The sequence below is a fragment of the Chitinophaga sp. YR573 genome (assembly GCF_900110995.1).
In the GTDB taxonomy this organism is placed as follows: Bacteria; Bacteroidota; Bacteroidia; order Chitinophagales; family Chitinophagaceae; genus Chitinophaga.
On sequence record NZ_FOJF01000002.1, the window covers coordinates 612255 to 637185 of the forward strand.

Below are 24931 nucleotides of genomic sequence, written 5' to 3' on the forward strand. Positions count from 1 at the left end.
ACTATTGTATAATATAATACCCTGATGCCCGGATGATCTTTTGTCCTTCGGGGCTTTTTTCAAAGTCCACGAATGACGCTACTTTATTCCATGAAGTGCTGAGTACGAACTGATATAACGGGCGCTGAAAGAAATAGCGCTGTTCATTAATGGCATTTTTATCCAGGGGAGATACGGCCTGTTTACCGCTGCTGTCACTGATTTTCAGCACTTTTACTTTACTGTCGTGAGTGATGTAACCTGCGCCTACATAACCGATGCCTGATTCATCGGCTTTAATGCCTTCCATGATCTGTGCGTTACCATTCATTTCCTTGGCTTCGCGACTAAACTGTATTCCCAGTTTATTACGCACAAAAGAGTGTGTACCGGAATTGCTTTGTCTGCCGTAAATGTTCACAGGCATGGGTTGTCCTGTTACCGGCTGCCAGGTTTTGCTGGTACCGCTCAATATATCTGCGAGGGTGTGTACGTCTATCGAGTCTGCCGGGAAATCACTGTGTACGATGAATGCGGTGGCATCTTCTGCAAACACGATCGTTTTCAGATCAATATTTCTCTCTTTAAAAAGTTTGGTTTCTTCTGCTGTGAGTGGTCTGCTGGAGTTGGCAATATCTGCCTGTCCGTTTAGCAGGGAAGCGATGCCCAGCCCTGATCCACCGCCTGATATGGCCAGGCTGTGATCTTTATTCACCTTGTGAAAATGTTCTGCTAAGACTACTGCAAGATTCACTTCTGTGTCAGAACCTTTCATTTTGATTGCTTTTTGTCTGTTGCTGCAGGCCAGCAGTATCATCATGACAAAACAAACGGAATATCTCATGTGACTCAAAGTGGTAGGTACACAATATAAGCATCGAATGTTAACTCAATGTGAACAGTATACAATCATTCTTTTCACTGACGGCCATCATATATCGGCTGTAAGGGAGGAACTACTTTTACACTATCGATAGACCGGTTAGCCCTGAAATACATAATAGTTTCGAATATTACAGCGCAAAAGATGTACGGTTCCCCGTATATCTTTTTTTATATGAGCTTTTTAACAAACCAGATTTGAGCGTTTGAACAAAGCTGCTCATTTTAATATCCCCTACCTTTGCGATATGATTCACCAGGATATTAACAGACCTTTCCCTCAGATACTATATTCCTGTTATGTTTCCAGGAGCAGGGAAGGGGAGCAGTTTGTAAAGGAACATGTTTTCAGCTATCAGCTGGCGGGTTCTCTTGTGATGAACGATGGGGATAAGGAGTATACGATAAAGGAAGGGGATTTCAGGTTCTGTAAAAGGAATAACCTGGTAAAGTTTGTGAAATACCCGCCGGAAAACGGGGAATACAAAGCGATCTCTATCTATCTTGATCAGGATACTCTGCGCAAATTTAGCATGGAATACGGCTATAAATCGGAGAAAAGGGTAGAAGGGGATGCTATTATCAACCTTCCATCAGATCCGCTGTATAAAGGCTATCTGGATTCCCTGAAGCCTTATGATCAGATAAAGCAGCTGGGCAATGAACACCTGCTGTCTTTAAAGTTAAAAGAAGCGATCCTGGTTTTGCTGCACACAAAACCTGAACTAAAAGATGTGTTATTCGATTTCTCAGAGCCGGATAAAATGGATCTGGAAAGTTTTATGTTACAGAATTATCACTTTAATGTAGAGTTGAAAAGGTTCGCTTATCTCACAGGTAGAAGTTTAGCCACTTTTAAGCGCGATTTCGACAAGATCTTTCATACTACGCCCAGTCGCTGGTTACAGCAAAGAAGATTGCAGGAAGCGCATTATCTTATCAAAGAAAAGGGAAAGGCTCCTTCGGATGTATACCTGGATTTAGGGTTTGAAGATCTGTCTCATTTTTCTTTTGCGTTTAAAAAGACTTATGGCGTAGCGCCTTCAAGAATTTAACTATCTCGTAGAATGAGAAGGGGAAGTGAGGAGCAGCAGCCTGTCTATCATATCATCATAGCCTGCTTGGTCAGATGGTTTCAGGAATACCTGTAATGCGCCTTCTTTCTCACAATTGTTGATCAGGTATTCATCTGCATAGGTAGAGTAAACAACAACCGGGATATCGGCATAACGCTGAGAAGATTTGAGATAGAGAAGGGTTTCAATGCCGTTTTTCTTAGGCATATTCTGGTCGAGAATGATTATATCAGGAAGATCATTAGTGCTATGTAACCTTTCTATCAGCTCTTCTCCATTTTCCACAGCTGGCAGCATCAGGATATCTTCCCTTTCCTCTACAAAGTTCAGGAAAAAGTTTCTGTCATCAATATCATCTTCTGCTAATAAGATTTTTTTTATCATTTTTTACTGATGTGTGGGTAGTATAAACATAAACTCTGAGCCCTTGCCTTCTTCACTTTTTGCTTTTATCAACCCATTGTGTTTCTCAATTATTTTCTTAGTAATGGCAAGACCTATGCCAGTCCCTTCATAAATGCTTTTGGAATATAGTCTTTCGAAAAGATCAAATATTTTTGACAGATATTTTTCGTTAAATCCTATGCCGTTATCTTTTATTGTGATAAGACAGAATGGCCCATTCTGTTGCTCTTCACTGTCGAAGGATTTTTCTGCCAGGTATTTACAGTTGATTTCGATAACAGGTGCCTCCTCATTTTTAGAGAATTTAAGGGCATTGGAAAGAATATTCTGGAATACCTGTCGCATCTGCCCTTTGTTTGCGTCAATAGCCGCTAATTTTCCTACTTTAACGGTGGCTCCTTTATCCTGTATGGTTAATTCGAAATCTTCCTGAAATTCGTCTAAAATACTGTTTAGATTAATGTATTCAAATGTGTTGTCGGTTGCCGAGAGTTTGGAATAACTAAGTACATCAATGATCAGCGTTTTCATACGACGGGAGGCGTCTATAATTTTATCCAGGTGTTTTTTGGAATCATCGGATAAATGGGCCTCATTATGCGATTTTAAAAGAGCAGAGAACATCTGGATCTTACGCAGAGGTTCCTGTAAATCATGAGACGCTACAGACGCAAATTGTTGCAGGTCGTGATTACTTAGCTCAAGCGCATGATTAATCTTTTCCAGTTGATGATTACTGTTTTCCAGCAATTGCTGTGCTTTCTTCTGTGTAGAAATATCAGTGATGATCACACTTAAGGAAGGCCCTGTTGCCAGTTCAAGGGCAGTAAGAGATAGCTTTACTGTAGCATGACTGAGCCTTACCTCACCTTTGCAATCTTCCGACCAGCATCGATGAAACATCTCATTGTAAGTATTGATATCTTCCGGATGAATGAATGTCTCAAAGTTCAAACCGATCACATTAGAGAGAGGGAGCGCTACCATAGAAGCAAACTGAGAGTTGCAATAGAGAATTACACCAGCTCTGTTCAGCGTTACCGCACCTTCTGTCATCTTTTCGAAGAATACACGATAGGCCGCATCAGCGCTGGTTAAGGTATACAACTGGTGACCATCACTACCTTCCACGATCAGCGCATCCACCTGGCCGGTACGGATAGCCTCAATGGTATCGTTCGCCTCATATAGCTGACGACGCAATTCTTCCACTTCGGTCTTAAGCTCTTCTATTGTTTTTTCCATATCCCATTAAGATTGAAGGCCAAGACCCTTTAACACTTTTTCAGTTTCAGACATATCACCAATCAGTCTTTTTTCTGGCAGGGGGAATTTCTTGATAAGTAATGGCAGCGCGATAATCTGTTCTTTCTTTGCCACTTCTGCCTCCTGGTATATGTCTACTATCTCAAGCGCATACTTTCCTGCTAAGTAAATTTCACAAATACTCTTAATGTTATTGATAGCCTTAATTGAGTTCGGTGAAGCACCTGTCACGTACAGACGAAGAACATATTCAGTTTTTTTCGGCATGTTATTATCTTGCAGGCTTTATATCCAGCCCTACTAAAACTTTTTCTTCATTAGATAAATCCCCTATAATCTTTCTTACCGGTACCGGTACCTTACGTACTAATGTAGGAATAGCCAGGATCTGATCTCCGGCAGCCAGTTGTGGATGCAGTAGCAGGTCAATTACTTCCAGTATATAACGGTTTGCAAGATGCTCCTCGCAATATCGTTTCAGGTTTTCCAGTGCAGCAAGTGACTTGGGGGTGTTTCCGGCAATATACAGGCGTAGTTCCATCTTAAGCTCTTTCGCTTTTCCTTTTTTAGAAGGCTTTGGTTCTTTATTTATTTTTATCATTAGCGGTGTTATGATTGTTACGTTCCTGTGTCAGCTGTTTCCGGTTCCTATTCATAATCTCTTTTTTGAGATCATCTTCCAGGTACGATTTATTTAAGCTTTCCTGTACAGATTCAAATTCTTCTTTGAGAGAAGCGATCTTAGCTTCCAACACAAGACGTTTACGCGCAATTTCTCTGTCTTTACGTCCAAGTTCATGTGTTTTTAATTCTACGCCTGTAACCTCATCCAGTTGTTGTGCTTCGCGGGCAGAGCCTGTCAGCACACCATCTGGCCCCAGGTATACAGGTACCAGATCTATGCCATGATCTGTAATGATAAATTCCCTTACCTGGTTGGAATGTTTCATTCCCCTGGATTTCATTATATACAATCCACGATTCCGTTCTCCGTTATTTTCTATATCCCTTACCATGATCCAGGCATCTACAAGAGAAGATACGCCTTCATCAGACTGCTCTTTTGTATTAGCGACAAGATTGAGTGCAGTAAACAATACAGTGATACCTTCACTCTGTAAGAAATCTATCAGTCTTACGAGAATTGATTTCACTTCCGCCATACTCCCTACAGTCACAAGATTCGTGATGGGGTCTATGATGACGGTCCTGGGTTTGAATTGTTTGATTTTCTTGTGAATAGCTACCAGGTGCATTTCGAGGCCATACAAACTGGGCCTTGATGCCTGAATATGCAGCAGTCCGGCTTTAATATATTTACCAAGATTTAAATCGATAGAATTCATATTACGGACTATCTGGTCCGGGGATTCCTCAAAAGCAAAATAGATACATTTTTCTTTGCGCTCGCAGGTCGCCTTTGCAAAGTTGGCCGCGATGCTGGTTTTACCGGTGCCTGCGGTACCTGATACCAGGATAGAGCTGCCGGCAAAGAATCCCTTTCCGCCCAACATCTTATCTAATGCCGGAATACCGGAAGATACTCTTTGAGAAGATACTTTCTTATCTAATAATAAAGAAGTAACCGGTAAAACGGAAATACCATCTTCATCAATCAAAAACGGATATTCATTGGTACCATGCTGAGAGCCACGGTATTTTACAATACGTATCAGGCGGGTGGAGATCTGGTTCATGATCCTGTGTTCCAGCAGGATTACACAGTCTGATACATATTCTTCCAAACCTTGCCTGGTTAAATTGCCATCACCTTTTTCACCGGTTATAATAGCAGTCACGCCTTTCTCTTTTAACCATCCAAATAACCGTCTTAGTTCTGCACGTAATATGCTTTGATTTTGCAGTCCGGAGAATAAGTTCTCTATGGTATCAAGCATGATCCTTTTAGCCCCTATACTATCTATTGCATATCCTAAACGGATAAATAATCCGTCCAGGTCATACTCACCGGTTTCTTCTATTTCACTACGTTCAATCTGTACATGATCAATCTTTATTAAATTCTCTTTTTGTAATTTGATAAGATCAAATCCCAGGGAAGCTACATTTGTCTGTAGTTCCTCTGCTTTTTCTTCAAATGTAATGATGACACCCGGCTCCCGGAATTCAGTAGCACCGCGGATAATGCTTTCAATAGCAAATAATGTTTTACCTGCACCTGCTTCACCACAAACGAGAGTAGGTCTGCCTTTGGGGATACCGCCATCAGTAATCTCATCGAAACCGGTAATTCCTGTACGTGTTTTGGCTAAGTAAGTTTTAGGTATTGTTTTTTTATCAGTTTTGTTTGCCATACAAGCTAAAGGGTTATAAATAGTAGTAAGTATTACAAATTCTATACCGTGGGGATGCCAGGGCTAATTATAAAAGAGAAGAGGCCGACTGTGGGCTGGTAGCTGCTTGAGGTGTGGAAAATTTTACACAATAGATGGAGAGATGTAGTGTTACCTTTGTACATATGACGTCTCAGCAATTTAAAAGTGCCTGGCGAATTACAGACCAGCCACTTTCTGTTATATCATCAGATAAACTCTCCGGATTTAATTTAGTGAGAGATACTGCTGCTTTTCTCACGGAAACAGGGTTACCCATATATGCGTCCCCGTTTCTTTCTTTCGAATTTGTAGCACATGAAAAATATCCGGGTATTGGTTTGTGCAGGGATGGTGATCTGATCATTATTGATAACAATGAATTAAAACAGCTGACAACAAACGGTCTTTTGTTTTTCAATTCATCTATTAATGCACTGGCAGATTTCCTGATCATCTACAGGGATTTTGAAGATGCTGTAATGCTGACAGAAGGAGAGGAAGGCGTACGTAACAGTTATTTTACAGATACTCAGTTCGACACCCTGAAACAACGGATGACAGAGGCAGATGAAAGGGCGGTAAAAGAAAAAGGATTCTGGAAAGATGAACTGGAATTGATGCTGGCAGACAGGCAGGATTACCTAAACACCCGATAAAAGTATTACATTCGCCCAAATTTTCTATCAATGAAACTGGAAGAACAATTGCAGAAAAGGAGCGATAATAAATGCGAATTATGTCAGTCGGGGGATACTTTAAAGGTCTATGAAGTACTGCCACAGTCCTATGGTACAGAAGAAAACAGCATTTTCATCTGTGATACCTGCCGGAACCAGATAGACAGAAAAGCAGAATTAGACAGTAACCACTGGCGTTGTTTAGCAGATACGATATGGAGCGAAGTACCGGGCATACAGGTGATCTCCTGGCGTATGCTGAACCGTTTAAAGAACGAAAGCTGGGCAATGGACAGCCTGGATATGATGTACCTGAGCGATGAAAATCTGGCCTGGGCCAAAGTTACCGGCGACCATGATAATGACGATGCCGTACAACTCCATAAAGACTGTAACGGTAACTTATTACAAAACGGAGATTCCATTTCCCTGATAAAATCCCTGGATGTAAAAGGTTCCACACTCAATGCAAAGATGGGTACTGTAGTGAAGAATATCAGGCTGGTGGCAGATAATACGGAGCAGATAGAAGGGAAAATAGAAGGGCAGACGATCGTGATCCTTACCAAATATGTAAGAAAAATTTCTTAAAATACCGGACCCGCCACTCAGGCGGTTTTTTTAATGCTTACTTTTAGAGAAAAATGGGCAAACTGACTAAATACTATGGTGAAATCACCAACCTCACAAACGGAGATATGACCATCGACAGTTTGTTTGCTGAAAACTGGGTAGAGAAGACAAAGAAGAATAATTTCAAAACAGGCTTAAGATCTACTATCATCACCATTTTTGATGAACTCTCCTTCTGGATCGATAATATCATCGACAAGGAATACAGCCTCACCGTAACATTCGAATTTGAGAAACAGGGATATCTTGTCAATAAACTGATTCCCAGAGGATTATTATATGGGCTAAAGTTTAAGGATAAGACAATAGTAGGTTTGCAAATGGCAAATAATATACAGTCTAAAGACATGGCCACCCTTTTATTTGCGGCTCATCCCGATATTCCATTTTATACTTTTGAAGATCTCATCTTAACAGATATAGATTCCTTTGATGCACTGGGCCTGTTTGTTCAGAAACTTAAAAAGAAGTTTAAAATCGATAAAGTCTCTTTTGATCTTCCTGATAACATCATTGAAAATGGCTCTCCTAAGTTTTATAATTGACGGACTGTTGCGGTGAGATATGGCCAGGACTTACATCCTGCTCATGTACATATACCAGTTCCATTCCCAGGTTTCACCATTGTCTGCTGAAAACGCCTGGCTCCAGATCGGATTATCCGGGTCTGTTTTATCCCATTTAAAAACAACAATTATCTCTTTGCCTTTGAATGTATCTTTTGTATGAAAAAGTCCTATGTTATTATCAAAAGATCCTACAACGGGGGGATCCAGTTTTCCTTGGTTACTATCAGCCCAGTAAATACTCCAGAGTTTTGTGTTGGGATTGAAGAGTCTTACGGTCATTCCTTCAAAAGGAACGCCGTCAAATTCTGCGAGGAACTTATCAATATTACCTAATCCGTTCAGGATTTTATAACATTCCTGGGTGGATTCAAATTCTATCCATTCGTTACAGTTATTTAAGCGCTCTTTTAGTTTTTTATTTTTCAGTTTCCATCTTCCAATATAGAAATCAAAATCATTTTGTGAAGAGGTTAACGAGGGGGAGATGATTAATTCTCCTGAGTTGTCTGTTATCATGGGTTATGTTTTTCCAAAGATTCTTTCTACAAACAGGTTGACTACTTCTACCAGGATGAGGATGATAATGACCCATTCCAGGCGTGTACTGTTACGATATTGAAGTATATCCTTAAACAGCTCCAGGTTCTCTTTCACAATGGCTAATCCTTCCAGGATAGTGCGGAAACGGGCTTGCAGGTCGAAGGTCTTTTTAAGCCCTACATCCAGTTTATTCAGATTTTCATCTTCCCATGTTTCATCCGGAGAATCGAAGATATATAGATTGGCGGTTATACGGTTTTTGATATTCAGTGTACGGCCAATATATTTCTTCAGGTTTACACCGGAAAGATCTAATCTACCTTTATTTTCCAGGATCTGGGTATGATAATTTGTTTCTTCCAGCAGAATGTTGGTCGTTTGTGAATAGTAGTCTAAGGCTACTGACTGGGAAACATTCAGCATGACCAGCCTCAATACATTAGAATCGACGCTGGTCAGCTCAATTTTATTAAAGCCCAGTTTCATCCGGGGAGCATTGGTCTCAATTTCAAACTCTTCACTGAGCTTGTTATCCAGTTTGTTTTTGCAATAAGGACTGATGACTTCTATAAAGGCGGTGATCTGTAGTTCATTGTAGTTGAAAAAACCTACGATACCGAATTTGAATACGTATATGAACGCATCAGAATCTGTGCGGTAAAACAGTTCATCTGAATCTGAATATAATAGTTCGGCAGTAAAAACAGACTTAAATGTTTTAATGTCAATACTATCTGCAATTTGAAACGATGATACTTTTAACATAAAATTGGCCTCTGGCTACAAAGCTACTGATAAAGAACCATTGATCATATACTCTCTATATGTTATTGGTTTTGTGCCGGATACACGAAATAACCAATAATATAAGTGAGATAATTACTGCGAGGGTCCGTATCAGGTGCCACATATTCCATGGTTTATCAAAGGCGTGACGCACCAGCGCTGCTTCTTTAGGAGATGCGGTTAAAACAGGGAAACGGGCCAGCATATCATTCAGTGGTACATTGGCCATAAAGGTAATCCCGATCCCACCTATCAGGTAAAAGGCTGCTGCTATCCATAACAACGGTGTTTTAAGCTGATAGGCCGTTGCCGGTGTCAGAATGGCCGCGCCAAAGAACGCTGCTGCAAATACCGGGTTCACTATAGCCTTATTTATGGCCTGCATGGCCATAATGTACTGATTGTCCGGTAAACGGGAGAAAGCAGGATTTATAGCCACTACAAAGCCAAAAAAGAGTCCTGCTACCAGTGCTGTAGTAATGGTGGCGATTAATAAAAGCTGATTGTTCATTTTAGTAAGATATTCCTGGTGTGTGATGGAGATAGGTATTGTCTGAGAGTTGTTTCAGCATGAAGTCTGCCACGTCGGCACGGGAGATCTTCACCTGTATGTTTTTATCATTGGCAGGAAAGCCATGCCGGTAATTACCTGTACGGGCATTATCGGTGAGATTCCCCGGGCGGACTATCACCCAATCCAGCCGGCTTTGCCGGATATATTCTTCCTGTAAGGCATGGTCCGCAAAACCTTTCTTTAGTATAAATGGCACAATCAGGTACTTAAAATAGAAAGGTGTTCTGTTCAGGGTTTCCCGGCTGTCTCCGTAACCCAGTGATGTCTGACATATAAACCGCTGTATGCCTGCCTTTTTCATCGCTTTTATGATATTCAGCGTACCAGCAGACCTTATCGTTCCTATCTTATTTGCAGGAGAGCCCAGCGAAGACAATACAGCTTCATGCCCCTGTATGGCCTGTTCCACAGCTGCGTAGTCCATCACATCTCCTTTGCAGGTGCGGAGACGCGGATGCCGGATCTCTATTTTTGAAGGGTCCCGTACAAAAGCGGTGACTTCATGTCCACCCGAAAGGGCTTGTTCTACAAGATGGCGGCCGGTCCCACCGGTAGCACCGAAAATTATCAGCTTCATCATAATGTTGTTTTATACAACAAAACTATATCGCTGCGGAAGCTAAAAATTGAACAAAACCGACAAAGGGTTATTTTCTTTTCTGAAACTGGAAAGGGGAGCAGCCGGTGAACTCTTTAAAAGAGCGTATGAAATGGGCCTGATCTGCATAGTCATTTTCATAAGCTATATCAGACAACTTATTGTATTCGTTATTTTTCAGCTGTTGGAGAGAGGCCTGATAACGACAGATCCTTGAGAATAATTTGGGAGGGATACCTACGCATTCTTTGAACTTCCGTTCAAAACTTTTTTCTGTTAACTGTAATTCCCCCTGAAGATCTTTCATGGAAATACTGCCATTGGATGTGAGTATCCGGGATACGGCATGTTCCACCCGTTTATCTATAGTTACCTGGTTGATATTTATCTGTGCTTTTAAGTACGACTGTAATATTTTAACCTGTTGTATGGAAGATGGTGTTTCGGATAATTGTTCCGACAAATAATTATTGACAGAAATCATATCCGGATCAATACAGGTATTGGTCAGTTCTCCCGCATGTATCCCAAAAACGGATTTAAGGGCATTGGGATGGAAAATAACGCCTATAGAATGGAAGTGTTGGGTGGCGGTGATCTCTATATGTTTTGTTGTTTGTCCGTACAAAAAAGCATCCGGCAATGGCTTGTCATTCATCACCAGGGAATCCTGACAGATCAATCCCGGACAGCCATCCACCATAGACCCAAAGGCTTGTGACAGACCATTGATCTCATCACCTTCCATTGTCCAGAAATACCGGACATAAGGCGCAAGAAAAAGGGGAGGGGGGATGATTTCGTACTTCATTGATATAAAAATACGATTTATTTATAAAGGGCTAAAAAAAGGGGTTAGTAATTATAGAACGATGGTGTTCTATAATTACTAACCCTTTATTCTGCTGTTGTCGGGTCTATCACAGCAAACACCTGGCTGATCGAATTGGCAGGGAAGCCTCCTTGTTTTGCATGTTCCTGCACCATTTCTTCATTGGGTGCGATGTAAACGCAATAAATTTTGTTGCCCGTCACATAACTCTGCACCCATTGGATTTCCGGGCCCAGATTACGTAGTACTCCACAGGAAGTTTGTGAAATACCTTTTAATTGTTCGGCAGATAATTTACCTGCATCAGGAATTTCTCGTTCGATTACATACTTAGGCATACATGTGTATTTTTAGAGGTAACAAATGAATACAATGTTAGTTTAACTATGCCTGCCTTATTTATTATTTATCTTCATCTGTAGATACCGTTACTGGTAACCATTTTTCAAATTCTTCCTGTCTTGTAGTATCTGCCTGTTTCATGATGGCCGCGGCATCACTGCCCAGGATAAGATGTACAGGCGGTTCTGGATGATCAACCAGATCCACAAGTACCTGTGCCGCTTTCTCAGGATTACCTCTGGGAACGAATTTACCGTTTTTGAAGAAGTCGACCCTGGTATCCACAGTAGGTTCATACCCTTCCACATGTTTTGCATAGGTCATGGAGTCCCCGGCCCAATCAGTGCTAAAGCCACCAGGTTCTACAGCAGTCACTTTAATGCCCAGATGTGCCACTTCTTTGGATAGTGCTTCACTAAAGCCCGAAAGGCCAAATTTGGCGCTCTGATACATTGTTAAACCGATGCTTGCTACCCGTCCGCCAATAGAGCTTACCTGCAGAATTCTGCCGCTACGTTGTTTGCGCATATAAGGCAATACCACGCGGGTGATCTCAATAGGAGCGTAAAGGTTCGTTTCCAGCTGACTACGTACTTCTTCATCTGTAAATGCTTCCATAGCACCGGTAATACCAAACCCTGCGTTATTAACCAGTACATCTATTCTGCCAAAACGGGCTATTGTATCTTCTACTGCCTGTTTTACCTGCTGATAATTGGTCACATCAAGGGTAACAGGGAAGATATGATCTGCATATTTATCTGCTAAGTCTTTCAATTGTGCAGGATTTCTTGCCGTGGCTGCTACAAAATCACCTTTTGCCAGCGCGGCTTCTGTTAAACTTCTTCCTAATCCTCTTGAACTGCCGGTTATAAACCAAATCTTTGCCATAACATTTATTTTTTAATGATGGATCAAAGGTAAACACTGCATTTCATCGCTACTTTGTCTATACGTTCAAAGTTACTTTGCTGGAACGTTCAAGATTAATTTATCAAAATTCTTACCGGATAAATTGGATGGAAGGAGAGAAAAGATGATGAGGGGAAGAGGTGCAAATTGCATACGTTGGTTTATAAAATTAGTTCATTATTTTCGGCGCATTAATAAATACTATACTATGAAAATGCTGCTTTTATCTCTCTTCTTACTGGCTTCCGGAATAGGTGCCTTTGCACAGCCTGCCCCGGTTGCGGATACTAATTTAACCTTGTTTGGAAGAGGGATGTATCCTGGTAACGATACTACTTATACGAAGTTGCGGAAGTCCGGTTTCACGACTATTATTTTATCAAGCTTTTATATAAAAGCCAATGGGGATGTATATTCAGGTGATGATAACAGAAATCCTATTATTCATGATGGCCAGTATGTAGGTGACAAGGCATGGCTGAAACGTGTGGCCTCTTTAAAGCAACAACCATCATCAGTTACCCGTATTGAAATTTTACTGGAAGGCAGATGGATTAATCAGCCTCCTAATACATTTGATTTTATACAGGATTTTTCAGATGCTAAAAAGGTTATTCCTGGTATCACTACAGGAACTGGGACCAATAGCACGCTGTATAAAATAACTAAAATAATGAAGGATGAGATTGGGATAGATGCTGTTTGTATAGATGATGAATCTGTATATAATAGTGTATCTATGATAAAGTATGGAGAAATGATAGGCCGGTTGAACATGCATATGTCTCTTTGTCCATTCAGGAATTATAAATACTGGAGAGATGTGATCAAAGGATCTAAAAAGGGTTTGATTGATGCCATTTACCTGCAATGTTATGATGGTGGTATGAGAAATGTTCCTGGTCGCTGGAAAGACAGTTTAGGTACTAAATTGCCTATTTATCCGATATTCCTTTGTCGTGGTGCATTTAGTACCTGTGGTACTTCTCATGGTAGTAAAACAACAAATGAGATCAAGGGGGAAATGCTGAGATTTAAAAAGGGTTATCCTGCTATGACAGGCGGTGCTATCTGGCAGATGGCGGATATAAATAATTATGTAATTAGAGGTTGTGCTGTTCAGATGCCGGAGTCCGGAACTGCTACTACAGTAACTCAGTTTCTTGATCAGTTGAAAAGGAGTTTGAAGGAAGGATTATAAATGAATAAAGGCTTCAGGTCGTTGGTGGATCTGAAGCCTTTATTTTATCAATAGTAGTAATATTTTTTAATATCCATCTCTTCTTTTTGCCCGTCGTCTGTTATCCGGTAGCTAATAACAAATTCCAACAATGATTTATCATTGTATTCATTGCGGTAAACGACTTTCCCCATTACCTCATCTTTGTTAAAGGGATGCATGAATATCATCTCAATAATATTTCCCTGTGTATCATATTTTTCAATAGTACAACTCATTTCCTGAAGGGGATGTGTCTCGAAATATTTATTATCAAATATTGGAATGGCCCATTCCATGTTATTGTTTTTAAACTCATTGTAAAGCGTCGTTATATCATAACGCCCTAATGCCATCTCAGCATTCTCAACTTCAAAATTTTTCTTTGTGAGGATGTTTTCTTTTCTGATGACCTCTTCTGTTTTATAAGTGTTCATCGAGCCGTTATATCTGCCATAATATGTTGTTTTCTCCAGCTCTTGTTTAGCATTATAGAAGTATTTCTTTTGTAAGGATGGATACTGCATACCCTCATGTTTGCAGAGTTTTTGCTCTTCTGACAATAAATTATGCCTATAGGTATATATGAACATGTCAGAGAATTGATTGTTCACTACCGTGAGTTTTGATTTGGGAAAACCTCCCTCATAAGTATAATCAATTTTTGTAGTAGTCCCATCTGCGGCTACTTTGGTTTCTGAACTTTTTACACCATTACTGTAGGTGTAAGTGGTGGAATATTTTGTTCCTTCTTCACGGTCTTCATGATGTTCAGATAACAGTAATCCGTTTTCTGATTTAATATCTCTTACATAATGTGCTTCATTTTCTTTTCCGTATATAGAAGGTTTGGAAGAGAGGTAATCAGCGAAAGTTGTTGTGCTGTGTTTATATACAAGCATGCGATAGCTGTTGCCTGTGTATACATAGAGCGTTAACTGTCCATCCTGCAGCTGTCCGGCATCTTTGTTTGTTTCAATGATACTGCTTATTTGCTTTTTATCATTATAGACTATCTTTTTTAATCTTATTTGTGTCCCGGTTTTATATTCTTCTGAAACAAGGTCCCCGTTAGTATTATATTCTTTTGTAAGCGTGAAATGCTCGTCGCGATGAATTTCTTTGGAAAGAGGCATAATGATATATTATAGGAATATCTATAAAAGTAGGCAAATTTATATATGGAGTATGTTTTATTTCATCATTCTGTCAAAAAAATCAGCTGCCCTGTAATAGCCTTTTACCCAGCTTTTATATAAAAGGAAATCGTGTATTTCATCAGGGATGATCAGCTCTTCCCAGTATACTTTCTGTTCCCGCAGCTTTTCCACCAGGTGTACGGTTTCGCTGAAAGGTACATTACGGTCGTCATCACCGTGTATGAACAATACCGGGGATTTCCATCCTTTTGTAAAACTCACGGGAGAGGAGGCAAGGGCTGTAGCTGCGAAGGCTGCTCTGGTGGAAGGATCATAATCAGCTAACCAGTTTTTCATTTCATCGTTCCAGTTATGAACACCATGTATATCTACTCCACAGGCAAAAATATCAGAGTTGCGGGCCAGCCCCATGGCAGTCAGGAACCCGCCATAAGATCCTCCCCATAAGCCTATACGTTTGCTGTTGACATCCGGTCTGCTGCGCAGGTATAAGCCTGCACCTATAATATCATTGTATTCGCTGGCACCATTGGCACCGTAGTGTAATGCTTCGCGGAACTGCATGCCATAGCCTATACCACTGCGGTAATTAACTGCCAGTACGATGTACCCTTTAGATGCATAGTATTGGTTCATTGCATAGTCGTTGTTGTAATAGCCCATATAATGGAACCCTAATATCATCTGCCTTCTTGAACCACCATGAATAAACACGAGAGTAGGGTATTTGCTACCCTTCTGATAGCCAGGTGGTAAAAACAGTTGTCCATGTATCAGCATACCGTCTTTGGCCGGGAAAGAGACTAACTCTGGTGTTACAAGAGATGCTGCAGGGAATGAGGAAGGGAATAATGCCGGGGCTATCTTTTCCATACCATTCAATTTTATCGGCCAGCCCGGAGTGGTAGCGGTAGATTGTATAGCAACAATACCTGCCTGTGTGTTTACCGGCGACCATTCAATACCTGTGCCTTTGGATAGTTGTACCGGATTACCACCGGCTACAGCTACCTGCCAGATATGGCGGCGATGACTGTCGTTGATATTGGTATTATATACTACAGATTTGCCATTTGCGCTCAGTAACATGTTTTCTACCTCACCTTCGCCTGGTGTCAGCAAACGGGGAGTAGCAGCTGAAAAGATATCCAGTGCATATAGGTGTTGCCACCCATCTTTTTCCCATGGGAATACCAGTTGATTATCAGCTGCCCATAGCAGCAGGTTATCTGCAGCAGGAATAGCGGTATACAATATACTGCCGGTGCCTTCAGCAGCCTTCCACAGTGTTTTGGCCTGTTCTTTATCTACTTCCAGCAGACGTATACTCCATGGGGAGCCTTTGCGCAGCTCTGTAAAGGGCAATACATCTTTCCTGTTGGGTATACGTATATAGGCCAGCCATTTACTATCAGGACTCCAGACTGGCTGTTTATCAACATCTACAGAAGGGTCTGGGTATGTTACGGATTTGTTTGTTACATCAAAAATACCCAGGAAAGCATGGTCTCGGCGGTTGCTGATAAATGCCAGCCTTTTCCCATCGGGCGACCAGCGCAGATCCTCTATATTTCCTCTTGCTTCAAACAATTGTGTTGCCGCCTTTGCGGTATCTGTCAGAGATGCCTGCCATACTTTGCCTTTTGAAATAAAGGCTACAATATCATTACCCGGAGAAGAATTATCACCTGATACAATTTTTCGTAATCCTGATCCGTCTACATTAACAACCCAGATGAATTGCCCTGTCTTTTCCTGTAATAAAGCAGGATTGGCAGCTTCACCTGCGCCATTCGTTGTATTGCCTTCTGTGAATAGTAAGCGATTGCCATCCGGGGTAAAGGCAAGGCTGGTAATATCCAGTCCATCATCTTTACTATGGTTAGTCACCTTTCGCGGGATAAAGTCCGGAGCATCAGCGATAAACACATTTCTGGCGCCTTTATCATTAAAGACCCAGGCAATGTGTTTCCCATCGGGAGAACTCTTTAACTCTGTAGGGAAAGGAACAGACAAAAGGTTTTCGATAGTTACCTGTCCATATGTAATATGGAAGGTGATGAGGGTGGCCAGGAGGGCAAACGTTTGTTTCATATAGTTAATTTACGCTAAAAAAACTTTTCTTAAATAACAATATCCATGAAAAACAAAAGAATAGCTATCGTGGGCGGAGGCCCCGGAGGCCTTACTTTGGCCAGACTCCTGCAAATAAAAGGAGCAGATGTAAAAGTCTATGAAAGAGATCTGAATAAAGATGTGCGGGTACAGGGGGCCACATTGGATCTCCATGATGAATCAGGATTAAAGGCGTTGCGTGAAGCCGGGCTGATAGATGCATTCAAAGCGAATTACCGTCCTGGTGCAGATAAGACGCGCATTGTTGATAGAGATGCTAACATCCTGATGGATGAGAATATCAATGCGCATGATGAAATGTCCCGCCCGGAAATAGACCGCGGTCCGTTAAGAAAGATATTATTGGATTCATTAGCACCGGATACTGTTGTATGGGATAGTCAGTTTGTTGCTATGTCTGAGACAGACAACTCCTGGAAACTGATATTTCAGAATGGTACATCTGCGCAGGCGGATATCGTTATCGCAGCAGATGGGGCCAACTCTAAAATACGTCCGCTTATCACACCTATACGACCTTTCTTTGCGGGTATGACTGCCATTGAAGGCGCAGTGTATAATTCTGAAACGGCCTCTCCCAAAATACATGAACTGTTAAGTGGTGGGAAAATATTCGCTTTGGGAGATGGGAAAACATTAATTGTAAGTTCTAAAGGGGATGGTAGCCTGGCATACTATTGTGGGTTTAAATCAGACGAGTTCTGGTATCGCAATAGTGGGATAGATTTTACAGATAAGTTACAGGTAATCAATTGGTTTAAAGAAGAGTTTAAAGGATGGGCGCCTGTATGGCTGGAGATATTCGAAAATGCCAGTACGAACTTTATTCCCCGTCCTCAGTATTGTATGCCTTTAGATCAGTATTGGGATGCACTACCTAATCTTACTATGTTAGGCGATGCTGCACACTTAATGCCACCCTATGCAGGAGAAGGTGTAAATATGGCGATGCTGGATGCATTGGAATTGAGTATTTGCCTTACCAGTGATGCATTTCCTGATACGCAGACTGCCATCGCCCATTATGAAAAAGAGATGCGTGCAAGGGCTTCTGAAACTGCAAGGATGACTTTAGAGCAAACAGACTCTTTACATTCTAAAGAAGGACTGGAGAATATGCTGGCGATGTTCAGCGATCATTAAAAATCAAAAACATGCTCTACCTGTATCTTCTCTTTATCCAGTTGTAATAAGACATCACTTAAGTTGGGAACAGGTGTTGCTATGGCCACCCGTTTCATAGACGGATAAGAGGATATAGGTTGTATAAATACCGTTTGTGCCTGGTTGAAAGTTGTTGTATGGTCTGCAGGTACCCATACGGTTAATAATATCGCTGAATTATTCCCTGCAATTTCCTTAAAACGATGTCCGCTTTTGGCCAGTTCCAGGGCAGCTATTGCGAATTTATCGTAACGGGGCAGGTAATGCAGACTGTCATCATCCAATACTACCGCGGTTGTTGGTAATGCCTGTCCGTATACCTGCTTCGTTCCCAGGCCAATCAGTTTACCGTAGATGAATTTTACGAGCAGCTCTGCTGTGAGTACATATTTACGGTCCCATTTCCGGAAGAAATGTGGTCCGGAAGAGGATGTGTTTTTCCAGAGGTCTTTTAAACGGCTTTTGAAATTGAATTCATACCAGGGGCGGTCTTTAATGAAATCGACATAGTCCTGGGTGAATGTAGCGGCAAATTGATCTTCGGGTGTCAATGGTTGTTTCGTATTGGTTAATCTGCCTACTATGGCTTCATACAATGCTTTCATTGTATACTCCACGGTGGTGCTTACTCCAATAACCCATATCATAAAATGATAGCCATAATTGACAGGGAAATTCCCTTTGATCTGTTTTTTCATGATACCATAACTCCTCCAGATCTGCGCGGTGTGCGTCATATAGGGGAAGGTAGTGGCTGTATGTTGTTTAAAATAGTTCGCCTGTTCTTCCGGACTGAAAACCAGGAACCATTCGGGGAAAGTCAGGAATGTCTGATCCGCCGGTCTGATATCTTTGGCAGGTGTTACAGGGTTTTGATTGATCACCAGCCATTCTTTCGGTATCACGAGGCCTTTGCCGGCAGGTATTGTATTTTTACTAAAGGGCATAGTTGCAAATATATGATATTATCAATATGTCTATATCTTTAATTTTATATAGATTTGAGAAAAAAAATGGCTCAATCCTACAGAAAAGGTGCCATAGGCGCATTACTTGATGAATACGAACGTGCTGTTTCAGATTTAAAGAAAGTAATATCAACTGTTCCTGATAATGCTTTAACCATCATCACAGATCCTGATACTACTGATGATAACTGCAGATCTGTTCAGACTATCTTATCTCATATAGTACATTCCGGATATGGTTATGCTACCAGTATTCATAACCTGAAAGGACATAACAAACCAAGACCCACCAAAATATTTCACCTGACGATGCAGGAATATATGGATGATCTGACGGGTGTTATTTCATTCACGGAAGATGTGCTGAAAGAATTTAAAGATGAGGAACTGGAGCAGTTGGATAATGCATTAAAGATAAATACAGGCTGGGGACAACAGTACGATGTAGAACAGTTGATGGAACATGCAATCGTGCATATTCTCAGGCATAGAAGGCAAATAGAGAAGATTGAGTTTACGGGGTAACACCTATAATAACAGCAAAACTGCCATCTGTCTGTATCCAGTTCTTTTCCGGTAAATAGGTACGGGATACAAAGCCATCGAGGTACAATGCATTCCTGCAACCCAATTCTTTAAAGTAACTGGCAAAGTCGTACAGGTTGATTTCCTTTTTAGACATGACAAAAACTACTTCATTGTTAGGAAGAATACCTACCCCATTCCGTATATTTAAGTTAGCCGATCCCTGTTTGAAAGCAGGATGAATCTGGCCATCGATTACCAGCATAGGACCGGATTGCGTTGCGTATTTTATCTTCCCGTTATCAGTGAAATTTTCTGTTTTACAAATTACAGGATTGTTATCTGTTGTAAGATAAAATACACCATTAGGTTTCAGGTAAAAGTTGCCATTGCCAGAGGTAGTATCTAAAGGGCTCAATGTTTTCTTATCCTCTATAAAAAGCCCCTGCGGAGAGTTATCGGTTTTATACATGCCTCCATTCATCGCAAAAAGCAGTGTCTGAGTACCTAGCCAGTTTTTCAGGTTTTGGATGCTTTGGAAAGGCTGATGTTTATCGTCTTTCCAGTACATTTTTAGCTGTTGCTTTTTGGGATTAACCTTATAAGTGACAAAACGGTTATCTTCCTGCCCAAAAACGAAAATGCCTGCAAAAAGCAGGTATAGAAGAAATGCTTTTCTATGCATATTAAGATAACTTTTTCAACAGCCAGAAACTGATATCTCTGCGTTTTTCAAACCCCATAAATTCATATAAACGAACGGCGCGCTCATTCGATAAAGTCACATGCAGATAGGACATAATACCTGCTGCTACATGGGTACGGCAGAGATGTTTAATCAGCTGCTGTGCATATCCACGACCGGTATAAGCCGGATTTGTACAGATAGCGCTCAGTTCTGTATATCCAGGTATCTTTATGCGTTCTCCTGCCATGGCTACCAGCTGACCATCCTGTTTAACCCCGTAATAATTCCCCAGCAGCCGGGTATCGGGTTTGTATAAACCAGGCTGTACACTGTTTATCAGGTTAAACATATCGGTCTTATCAGTTTCATCTAATAATAAGGCCGGCGCATCTTCCGGTATCTTACCGGTAAGTAGCATCTGTCCGCAGGGAATCTCATGAATGACTGCATAATTGGCGGGTAAAACGGGCAAATCACCAATCATAAAGAACGTTTCGCCGGTATTGATGAATGGATCAATCTCTGCCATCCTGTTATCAATACAGGCTACAAATGGAGCAATATCTGCTCTGTAACGTTTGGCATGTTCCGTACCTTCTGCAAATTTACTATGTATGCTGTTGAGGGCCGACCAGGCTGGGTTATCTAATTCGTTCATATAGGAAAATTATCCAGGCTCTTAGAGATATCCCTGGAATTGTTTTTACTGTCTTCAATCACCCATTCTGCCATTGCATGTAGTACAGGTCTTAAACTTTCTCCGGAAGCGGTTAAACTATACATCACATCTTTCATGATCAGTTTATCCGTTTCCAATTCTTTCAGATGTTGTATCAGCATCTTTTCAGTAATACCGGGAATGTTGTTTTTCAATTCACTGTAACGCTTACTGCCTGTTAATAAATTGAACAGGATTGAGGGTTTCCATCGTCCACCGATTCTATCCGTAACATATGTTACCGGACATTCCCTGAAAACAATTTCTTTGTTCGCCTGGATAGTTGAGCTTTCTTTAACCTTGGTCATAGATACATACTTTAGGGTAAGTATATGTATAAAAGTAAGTAAAGTTTTAGTTTTGTTTACGAAAAAATAGATGATTGCCACTGCCAGTTTGTACTTTTACTATTATGTTGAAAAAGAATCCGCTGCCACCTTTTGTTGCTATTAAGTCTAAAGAAAATATAGTACTCAGCATAATCATCTCAGCCTGTGCTTTTTTTATAATAGCAGTTTGTCTGTTGCTTTTACTGGGAGCCGTTTATATCTTATTTGTGGAAGAGGATGAACCCATCTTCCTTAAGGTGATAGTCTTGTTGATAGGGCTGGTAATGAATGGGATCTGGGTATATCTGTGGAAGAGGTCTGCATTAACCAGGTATACAGATGTAACAATTAATGAGAAAGGGATTTTTTATGATAACAGGTATACCGGTAAGCCGGTACGACAGGTGAAATGGGCAGATTTCAGGAGTCGGGACAATTATGCCGTTGATTGTATAGAACCCAGTAAAGGACTGCCTTTACTGGGGTGGTGGGAAGCAGGTGAACCTCTTCTCAGGAGGCATGAGGCTTTCAGGATGAGTCATTTTTATCCTGGAGCTTTTAAGAACCGGGGAGAACTGATTGCCACCTTGTTACTGGGGTTCGCCCATTTTCGCCCGGAACTGACAATAGATCCAAAGATTTATTCTTCTTTTCATATTGATGAACAGAAGTATGTTTTTAAGAGAAAACAAAAAATCATAGAGTCTCTCTTTATTCTCCTTTTTTTTATAGTTATATGCTTACTGATTTATTTATGGGTTTAGTATAATCATGTCCGTATTTCTCTCCGCATAAAGATATAATAAGAAACGGCAAAACATACTACTGTTGCTGCAATAAGCCCACTTACCTGTGGCCATACCACCAGCAGGCTTTCACGCAGGGAGAGAGGTGAAGGGATAGCCCCGGCCATCTGTTCCATGGTAAGCGGCCCCAGGCTGCGTACGGAGGGCATCAGCAGGGTAGTAGTAGCATCTGTATACAGCTGGCTGGGTACGAAACGCAGGAATGTCATCACGATCCCGTTATAAGAAATCAGCTGCTCCTGTGAAAGTAGATTAGGATCCGGAAGTACTGCCTTTATGATAATATTCACGAGGATCTGATAAAAAATCGTGAAAAACAACCAGATAGCAATGGCTGTCAGCGCCGAAGTGGCGGTCTGCCGGAACTTTACAGATAAAAGTATGGATAGATTAAGCCAGAATGATACGTAGATAATACTTAACACAACAAAACACAGTATACGTATAAACTCAGACGGCTCTATCCTGACACCGGTGATAATCAGTCCACCGCCTATCATCAGCAGATTGAGAGATAAAAACAGTGCGCTGATAACAATCAGGGACGCTACAAATTTAGCGTTGATAAGAGAATCCCTGTATACAGGCTGTGCCATCAGCCGGATTAAGGTACCATTGGATTGTTCGGAATTGATAGCATCAAAACCCAGACTAATACCCAGCAATGGCCCCAGGAAACCGACGAATATATGAAAGGGAGGAAGTGATCCATCTGTTGTCGTTAATAATTTCAGATATAAAAACAATCTGTCGGGATCATGTGAATTAGATATCGCCTTGCTGATATTAGCCATGGACACATACATGGATCCAAAGAAAGTGAGCAGGATGAGTGCTGCCAGGATAATAAAACGCAAGCTATGTAACTGGTCTGCTACTTCCTTTCTCATCATGACAAGAAAGGGAGAACTAATGCTTTTTGAATTTGCCGAAAAAAGACCTGCCTGACTTTTCATTGGGTACGTTTTCCTTTAAGTTATTTTCAAAATATTGTTGATAAATTTCATCCAGACCATAAGTCTTCTTCTGTACACCGGTAACGTCAAAACCTTTGTGTACAAAGTACCGGACGATATCAGGTGTAATATCTTCCTGTCCTGAAATCTCTACAACATCTCCATTAATTATTATCTTTTCCGCACCTGGCAACTGTAGTTGCTGCACATCAGGCATAACAGCTGTTTTCAACGTTACCTGTACTACATGAGGTGCTGTTTTAAAGAGATTGCTGGTGAGTGTTTCAATATTGCCTTCTGCCAGTAAATGCCCACCCACAAATATGCCTACACGATTACATACCTGCTGTACCTGGTGTAGGTGATGGGATGATAACAGTACGGTAAGGTCCTGCCGCTGGTTCAGTTGCCGGATGAGTTCCAGGAAATCTTTTACACCTGCCGGATCAAGGCCCAGTGTAGGTTCATCAAGGATGATGACTTCCGGTTGTTTGATCAATACATCTGCTAAGCCGAGCCGCTGTTTCATGCCGCGGGAGAAAGTTCCGGCTTTCTTATTTATGGCAGCTTCCAGACCAACCTCTACAAGCATCTCTCTGGCAACATTCTTCACTTCTTTTTCTGAGATACCGTTTAGCCGTCCTATATAGATAAGGTTTTCGAGAGCGGTGAGTTCATTGTAGAAACCTACGTTGTCGGGCATATACCCTACTTTACGTTTTACCGGAATAGGTTTCCTGGAGGCATTGATCCCGCAGATACGTGCTTCTCCGGCAGTAGGTATTGTCAATCCCAGTAGCATCAGTATGGTGGTCGATTTACCTGCACCATTGGGGCCTAGTAACCCGAATATCTCACCTTTGTTAATAGACAGGTGAAGGTTATCTACAGCCTTAAAGGAGCCATAGTGTTTGGTCAGACCATGCATCTCAATGATTGGTTGTTCCATAAGCTGCTATCTCCTGCCATATTTACGGATAAGATAATACACAACGCCTAAAGCCACCAGAATAACAAGCAGCCCCAGCCATCCGGTAAGAACGGAGGTCCTGACAGTCATCCTGAAAGCTGCATCAGATGAACTATTGTTGTTCCTGACGCTGAATGTGGTGACATAATCACCTGCTATGGTTTTATCAGGGACATTCAGGGTGGCGATCACTTCCTGGTCTTTTCCGGGTTCCAGTTTTGTAATGGTGGAAGGAGAGAATGTAGTTTCCCATTGCGGAGGTGCCTGGGCGGTAAGTGCCAGGTTTTCGAGTGCAATGGTACCCGTGTTTTTCACCAGGAGATGGATTTCTGTCCGGCTACCTTCGGTGACATCATCACTGAGCCTTCCGGAGGGTGTTGTCAGCTGAACGGTATAAGTCCCTTTCACCACGGCTTCCAGGTTTAATCTGATGGAATCAGATCCTGCTGCTGCCACTACGGGAATGGCATATTTGCCTGGTTTTGTTTGTATGGTAGGATTGATTTCTATGGTAATATCCTGGGTCCTGCCGGAATCGATATTAAGGGAGGTTACCTGCATTCCTTCCGCTTTGAAGGCAATATTCCAGCCGGGGGGAATAGTGGCAGAGAGCTGGTAAATACGGGGCAGGGAGGCCGCGTTACGAAGTTTTGTGTTGTAGGTAAAAGTGGTATTGGCGGCGGCTTCGATGTTCATCAGCCTTGCCGTAAAAGGAGGAGTGCCTTTCTGCGCAATACTTTGTTTACTCAATAATAATAGGAAGAGACAAAAGAGTGGATTGAACTTAATCCGTTTTGGATACTGTTTTTTCGCGGACATAAGATTAATAAATAAGGATTATATTCTTTATGAAATAATAGCTATTTACCTTTCCATACAACAGGA

The 24931-nt window shown here is 41.4% G+C and carries 30 protein-coding genes; 8 read left to right on the plus strand and 22 right to left on the minus strand.

What is annotated here, in order from left to right; translation table 11 throughout:
- Nucleotide 1: 1 nt before the first annotated feature.
- Complete coding sequence (locus BMW86_RS22370; RefSeq protein ID WP_089784168.1) at nucleotides 2-823, minus strand: PstS family phosphate ABC transporter substrate-binding protein; 822 nt, start codon at nucleotides 821-823, stop codon at nucleotides 2-4.
- A gap of 244 nt (nucleotides 824-1067) precedes the next feature.
- Here BMW86_RS22370 and BMW86_RS22375 point away from each other — a divergent pair, with 244 nt between their 5' ends.
- A complete protein-coding gene (locus BMW86_RS22375) occupies nucleotides 1068-1916 on the plus strand; it encodes a helix-turn-helix domain-containing protein (RefSeq protein WP_255372980.1) in 849 nt (282 codons plus the stop codon).
- On the opposite strand, the gene BMW86_RS22380 is transcribed toward BMW86_RS22375, so the two are convergent.
- Genes BMW86_RS22380 through kaiC form a run of 5 tightly spaced genes read right to left on the minus strand, consistent with a single transcriptional unit; the run spans nucleotide 1917 to nucleotide 5923 of the window.
- On the minus strand, nucleotides 1917-2321 hold the full coding sequence (locus BMW86_RS22380) for a response regulator (protein WP_089784170.1): 405 nt from the start codon (nucleotides 2319-2321) through the stop codon (nucleotides 1917-1919).
- Nucleotides 2322-2324: 3 nt separating this feature from the next.
- Nucleotides 2325-3587 (minus strand): ATP-binding protein, encoded by a 1263-nt coding sequence (locus tag BMW86_RS22385; RefSeq protein WP_089784171.1) that lies wholly within the window; start codon nucleotides 3585-3587, stop codon nucleotides 2325-2327.
- 6 nt (nucleotides 3588-3593) lie between these two features.
- A complete protein-coding gene (locus tag BMW86_RS22390) occupies nucleotides 3594-3875 on the minus strand; it encodes a circadian clock KaiB family protein (RefSeq protein ID WP_089784172.1) in 282 nt (93 codons plus the stop codon).
- Nucleotides 3876-3879: 4 nt separating this feature from the next.
- The gene (locus tag BMW86_RS22395) at nucleotides 3880-4209 is read right to left on the minus strand and encodes a circadian clock KaiB family protein (protein WP_089784173.1); all 330 of its coding nucleotides are present in this window, start codon (nucleotides 4207-4209) and stop codon (nucleotides 3880-3882) included.
- A complete protein-coding gene (gene kaiC, locus BMW86_RS22400; protein ID WP_089784174.1) occupies nucleotides 4193-5923 on the minus strand; it encodes a circadian clock protein KaiC in 1731 nt (576 codons plus the stop codon). The genes BMW86_RS22395 and kaiC overlap by 17 nt, the downstream gene beginning before the upstream one ends.
- 164 nt (nucleotides 5924-6087) lie before the next feature.
- On the opposite strand from kaiC, the gene BMW86_RS22405 reads away from it, so the two are divergent.
- Genes BMW86_RS22405 through BMW86_RS22415 form a run of 3 tightly spaced genes read left to right on the plus strand, consistent with a single transcriptional unit; the run spans nucleotide 6088 to nucleotide 7799 of the window.
- On the plus strand, nucleotides 6088-6600 hold the full coding sequence (locus BMW86_RS22405) for a hypothetical protein (RefSeq protein WP_089784175.1): 513 nt from the start codon (nucleotides 6088-6090) through the stop codon (nucleotides 6598-6600).
- Nucleotides 6601-6630: 30 nt separating this feature from the next.
- Nucleotides 6631-7212, plus strand: coding sequence for a PhnA domain-containing protein (locus tag BMW86_RS22410; protein ID WP_089784176.1), 582 nt, complete (start codon nucleotides 6631-6633; stop codon nucleotides 7210-7212).
- A gap of 53 nt (nucleotides 7213-7265) precedes the next feature.
- Nucleotides 7266-7799: a hypothetical protein gene (locus tag BMW86_RS22415; protein ID WP_089784177.1), complete on the plus strand. Its 534-nt coding sequence runs from the start codon at nucleotides 7266-7268 to the stop codon at nucleotides 7797-7799.
- 30 nt (nucleotides 7800-7829) lie between these two features.
- Here the strand turns inward: BMW86_RS22415 and BMW86_RS22420 are convergent, their stop codons facing one another.
- The 7 genes from BMW86_RS22420 to BMW86_RS22450 all read right to left on the minus strand — a co-directional run bounded on the left by BMW86_RS22420 (nucleotide 7830) and on the right by BMW86_RS22450 (nucleotide 12386).
- Nucleotides 7830-8339 (minus strand): hypothetical protein, encoded by a 510-nt coding sequence (locus BMW86_RS22420; RefSeq protein ID WP_089784178.1) that lies wholly within the window; start codon nucleotides 8337-8339, stop codon nucleotides 7830-7832.
- A 3-nt stretch (nucleotides 8340-8342) separates the two neighbouring features.
- Nucleotides 8343-9128, minus strand: coding sequence for an RMD1 family protein (locus tag BMW86_RS22425; protein ID WP_089784179.1), 786 nt, complete (start codon nucleotides 9126-9128; stop codon nucleotides 8343-8345).
- A gap of 55 nt (nucleotides 9129-9183) precedes the next feature.
- Complete coding sequence (locus BMW86_RS22430) at nucleotides 9184-9660, minus strand: anthrone oxygenase family protein (protein WP_089784180.1); 477 nt, start codon at nucleotides 9658-9660, stop codon at nucleotides 9184-9186.
- Between the two features lies 1 nt (nucleotide 9661).
- Nucleotides 9662-10303, minus strand: a complete 642-nt coding sequence (locus BMW86_RS22435; protein ID WP_255372981.1) for an NAD(P)-dependent oxidoreductase — start codon at nucleotides 10301-10303, stop codon at nucleotides 9662-9664.
- 67 nt (nucleotides 10304-10370) lie between these two features.
- Entirely contained in the window at nucleotides 10371-11132 is a 762-nt protein-coding gene (locus BMW86_RS22440) for a helix-turn-helix domain-containing protein (RefSeq protein WP_089784181.1), read from the minus strand.
- A gap of 86 nt (nucleotides 11133-11218) precedes the next feature.
- The gene (locus BMW86_RS22445; RefSeq protein WP_089784182.1) at nucleotides 11219-11491 is read right to left on the minus strand and encodes a DUF4242 domain-containing protein; all 273 of its coding nucleotides are present in this window, start codon (nucleotides 11489-11491) and stop codon (nucleotides 11219-11221) included.
- 64 nt (nucleotides 11492-11555) lie between these two features.
- Nucleotides 11556-12386 carry an oxidoreductase gene (locus BMW86_RS22450; protein ID WP_089784183.1) on the minus strand — a complete coding sequence of 277 codons (831 nt, stop codon included), beginning with the start codon at nucleotides 12384-12386 and terminating at the stop codon, nucleotides 11556-11558.
- 229 nt (nucleotides 12387-12615) lie between these two features.
- On the opposite strand from BMW86_RS22450, the gene BMW86_RS22455 reads away from it, so the two are divergent.
- Nucleotides 12616-13608 carry a hypothetical protein gene (locus tag BMW86_RS22455; RefSeq protein WP_089784184.1) on the plus strand — a complete coding sequence of 331 codons (993 nt, stop codon included), beginning with the start codon at nucleotides 12616-12618 and terminating at the stop codon, nucleotides 13606-13608.
- A 47-nt stretch (nucleotides 13609-13655) separates the two neighbouring features.
- Here the strand turns inward: BMW86_RS22455 and BMW86_RS22460 are convergent, their stop codons facing one another.
- A complete protein-coding gene (locus BMW86_RS22460) occupies nucleotides 13656-14762 on the minus strand; it encodes a hypothetical protein (protein ID WP_089784185.1) in 1107 nt (368 codons plus the stop codon).
- Between the two features lie 57 nt (nucleotides 14763-14819).
- Nucleotides 14820-16880 carry a S9 family peptidase gene (locus BMW86_RS22465; protein WP_089784186.1) on the minus strand — a complete coding sequence of 687 codons (2061 nt, stop codon included), beginning with the start codon at nucleotides 16878-16880 and terminating at the stop codon, nucleotides 14820-14822.
- Between the two features lie 45 nt (nucleotides 16881-16925).
- Here BMW86_RS22465 and BMW86_RS22470 point away from each other — a divergent pair, with 45 nt between their 5' ends.
- Entirely contained in the window at nucleotides 16926-18065 is a 1140-nt protein-coding gene (locus BMW86_RS22470) for an FAD-dependent oxidoreductase (RefSeq protein ID WP_089784187.1), read from the plus strand.
- On the opposite strand, the gene BMW86_RS22475 is transcribed toward BMW86_RS22470, so the two are convergent.
- Entirely contained in the window at nucleotides 18062-19033 is a 972-nt protein-coding gene (locus tag BMW86_RS22475) for a hypothetical protein (RefSeq protein WP_089784188.1), read from the minus strand. The genes BMW86_RS22470 and BMW86_RS22475 overlap by 4 nt on opposite strands.
- Before the next feature lie 54 nt (nucleotides 19034-19087).
- Here BMW86_RS22475 and BMW86_RS22480 point away from each other — a divergent pair, with 54 nt between their 5' ends.
- Nucleotides 19088-19579 carry a DinB family protein gene (locus tag BMW86_RS22480; RefSeq protein WP_255372982.1) on the plus strand — a complete coding sequence of 164 codons (492 nt, stop codon included), beginning with the start codon at nucleotides 19088-19090 and terminating at the stop codon, nucleotides 19577-19579.
- Here the strand turns inward: BMW86_RS22480 and BMW86_RS22485 are convergent.
- The 3 genes from BMW86_RS22485 to BMW86_RS22495 are packed head-to-tail and all read right to left on the minus strand — an operon-like array spanning nucleotide 19569 to nucleotide 21293.
- Nucleotides 19569-20264 carry a phosphodiester glycosidase family protein gene (locus BMW86_RS22485; protein WP_089784190.1) on the minus strand — a complete coding sequence of 232 codons (696 nt, stop codon included), beginning with the start codon at nucleotides 20262-20264 and terminating at the stop codon, nucleotides 19569-19571. The two genes, BMW86_RS22480 and BMW86_RS22485, sit on opposite strands and share 11 nt — an antisense overlap.
- A gap of 1 nt (nucleotide 20265) precedes the next feature.
- Entirely contained in the window at nucleotides 20266-20925 is a 660-nt protein-coding gene (locus BMW86_RS22490) for a GNAT family N-acetyltransferase (RefSeq protein ID WP_089784191.1), read from the minus strand.
- The gene (locus BMW86_RS22495; protein WP_089784192.1) at nucleotides 20922-21293 is read right to left on the minus strand and encodes a winged helix-turn-helix transcriptional regulator; all 372 of its coding nucleotides are present in this window, start codon (nucleotides 21291-21293) and stop codon (nucleotides 20922-20924) included. Before BMW86_RS22495 ends, BMW86_RS22490 begins: the two co-directional genes overlap by 4 nt.
- Before the next feature lie 104 nt (nucleotides 21294-21397).
- On the opposite strand from BMW86_RS22495, the gene BMW86_RS22500 reads away from it, so the two are divergent.
- Nucleotides 21398-22078 carry a hypothetical protein gene (locus BMW86_RS22500; RefSeq protein WP_089784193.1) on the plus strand — a complete coding sequence of 227 codons (681 nt, stop codon included), beginning with the start codon at nucleotides 21398-21400 and terminating at the stop codon, nucleotides 22076-22078.
- Nucleotides 22079-22083: 5 nt separating this feature from the next.
- Here BMW86_RS22500 and BMW86_RS22505 read toward each other — a convergent pair whose 3' ends face one another.
- The 3 genes from BMW86_RS22505 to BMW86_RS22515 are packed head-to-tail and all read right to left on the minus strand — an operon-like array spanning nucleotide 22084 to nucleotide 24865.
- Nucleotides 22084-23013, minus strand: coding sequence for an ABC transporter permease (locus BMW86_RS22505; RefSeq protein WP_255372983.1), 930 nt, complete (start codon nucleotides 23011-23013; stop codon nucleotides 22084-22086).
- Between the two features lie 16 nt (nucleotides 23014-23029).
- The gene (locus BMW86_RS22510; protein WP_089784195.1) at nucleotides 23030-24025 is read right to left on the minus strand and encodes an ABC transporter ATP-binding protein; all 996 of its coding nucleotides are present in this window, start codon (nucleotides 24023-24025) and stop codon (nucleotides 23030-23032) included.
- A 6-nt stretch (nucleotides 24026-24031) separates the two neighbouring features.
- Nucleotides 24032-24865: a COG1470 family protein gene (locus tag BMW86_RS22515; RefSeq protein ID WP_089784196.1), complete on the minus strand. Its 834-nt coding sequence runs from the start codon at nucleotides 24863-24865 to the stop codon at nucleotides 24032-24034.
- Nucleotides 24866-24931: the final 66 nt, after the last annotated feature.

Excerpts from the sequence above, each read along its gene's own strand:
- BMW86_RS22370 (WP_089784168.1), bottom strand. The coding sequence starts at position 823 with ATGAGATATTCCGTTTGTTTTGTCATGATGATACTGCTGGCCTGCAGC.
- BMW86_RS22380 (WP_089784170.1), bottom strand. The coding sequence starts at position 2,321 with ATGATAAAAAAAATCTTATTAGCAGAAGATGATATTGATGACAGAAAC.
- BMW86_RS22385 (WP_089784171.1), bottom strand. The coding sequence starts at position 3,587 with ATGGAAAAAACAATAGAAGAGCTTAAGACCGAAGTGGAAGAATTGCGT.
- BMW86_RS22390 (WP_089784172.1), bottom strand. The coding sequence starts at position 3,875 with ATGCCGAAAAAAACTGAATATGTTCTTCGTCTGTACGTGACAGGTGCT.
- BMW86_RS22395 (WP_089784173.1), bottom strand. The coding sequence starts at position 4,209 with ATGATAAAAATAAATAAAGAACCAAAGCCTTCTAAAAAAGGAAAAGCG.
- kaiC (WP_089784174.1), bottom strand. The coding sequence starts at position 5,923 with ATGGCAAACAAAACTGATAAAAAAACAATACCTAAAACTTACTTAGCC.
- BMW86_RS22405 (WP_089784175.1), top strand. The coding sequence starts at position 6,088 with ATGACGTCTCAGCAATTTAAAAGTGCCTGGCGAATTACAGACCAGCCA.
- BMW86_RS22410 (WP_089784176.1), top strand. The coding sequence starts at position 6,631 with ATGAAACTGGAAGAACAATTGCAGAAAAGGAGCGATAATAAATGCGAA.
- BMW86_RS22415 (WP_089784177.1), top strand. The coding sequence starts at position 7,266 with ATGGGCAAACTGACTAAATACTATGGTGAAATCACCAACCTCACAAAC.
- BMW86_RS22420 (WP_089784178.1), bottom strand. The coding sequence starts at position 8,339 with ATGATAACAGACAACTCAGGAGAATTAATCATCTCCCCCTCGTTAACC.
- BMW86_RS22425 (WP_089784179.1), bottom strand. The coding sequence starts at position 9,128 with ATGTTAAAAGTATCATCGTTTCAAATTGCAGATAGTATTGACATTAAA.
- BMW86_RS22430 (WP_089784180.1), bottom strand. The coding sequence starts at position 9,660 with ATGAACAATCAGCTTTTATTAATCGCCACCATTACTACAGCACTGGTA.
- BMW86_RS22435 (WP_255372981.1), bottom strand. The coding sequence starts at position 10,303 with ATGATGAAGCTGATAATTTTCGGTGCTACCGGTGGGACCGGCCGCCAT.
- BMW86_RS22440 (WP_089784181.1), bottom strand. The coding sequence starts at position 11,132 with ATGAAGTACGAAATCATCCCCCCTCCCCTTTTTCTTGCGCCTTATGTC.
- BMW86_RS22445 (WP_089784182.1), bottom strand. The coding sequence starts at position 11,491 with ATGCCTAAGTATGTAATCGAACGAGAAATTCCTGATGCAGGTAAATTA.
- BMW86_RS22450 (WP_089784183.1), bottom strand. The coding sequence starts at position 12,386 with ATGGCAAAGATTTGGTTTATAACCGGCAGTTCAAGAGGATTAGGAAGA.
- BMW86_RS22455 (WP_089784184.1), top strand. The coding sequence starts at position 12,616 with ATGAAAATGCTGCTTTTATCTCTCTTCTTACTGGCTTCCGGAATAGGT.
- BMW86_RS22460 (WP_089784185.1), bottom strand. The coding sequence starts at position 14,762 with ATGCCTCTTTCCAAAGAAATTCATCGCGACGAGCATTTCACGCTTACA.
- BMW86_RS22465 (WP_089784186.1), bottom strand. The coding sequence starts at position 16,880 with ATGAAACAAACGTTTGCCCTCCTGGCCACCCTCATCACCTTCCATATT.
- BMW86_RS22470 (WP_089784187.1), top strand. The coding sequence starts at position 16,926 with ATGAAAAACAAAAGAATAGCTATCGTGGGCGGAGGCCCCGGAGGCCTT.
- BMW86_RS22475 (WP_089784188.1), bottom strand. The coding sequence starts at position 19,033 with ATGCCCTTTAGTAAAAATACAATACCTGCCGGCAAAGGCCTCGTGATA.
- BMW86_RS22485 (WP_089784190.1), bottom strand. The coding sequence starts at position 20,264 with ATGCATAGAAAAGCATTTCTTCTATACCTGCTTTTTGCAGGCATTTTC.
- BMW86_RS22490 (WP_089784191.1), bottom strand. The coding sequence starts at position 20,925 with ATGAACGAATTAGATAACCCAGCCTGGTCGGCCCTCAACAGCATACAT.
- BMW86_RS22495 (WP_089784192.1), bottom strand. The coding sequence starts at position 21,293 with ATGACCAAGGTTAAAGAAAGCTCAACTATCCAGGCGAACAAAGAAATT.
- BMW86_RS22500 (WP_089784193.1), top strand. The coding sequence starts at position 21,398 with ATGTTGAAAAAGAATCCGCTGCCACCTTTTGTTGCTATTAAGTCTAAA.
- BMW86_RS22505 (WP_255372983.1), bottom strand. The coding sequence starts at position 23,013 with ATGATGAGAAAGGAAGTAGCAGACCAGTTACATAGCTTGCGTTTTATT.
- BMW86_RS22510 (WP_089784195.1), bottom strand. The coding sequence starts at position 24,025 with ATGGAACAACCAATCATTGAGATGCATGGTCTGACCAAACACTATGGC.
- BMW86_RS22515 (WP_089784196.1), bottom strand. The coding sequence starts at position 24,865 with ATGTCCGCGAAAAAACAGTATCCAAAACGGATTAAGTTCAATCCACTC.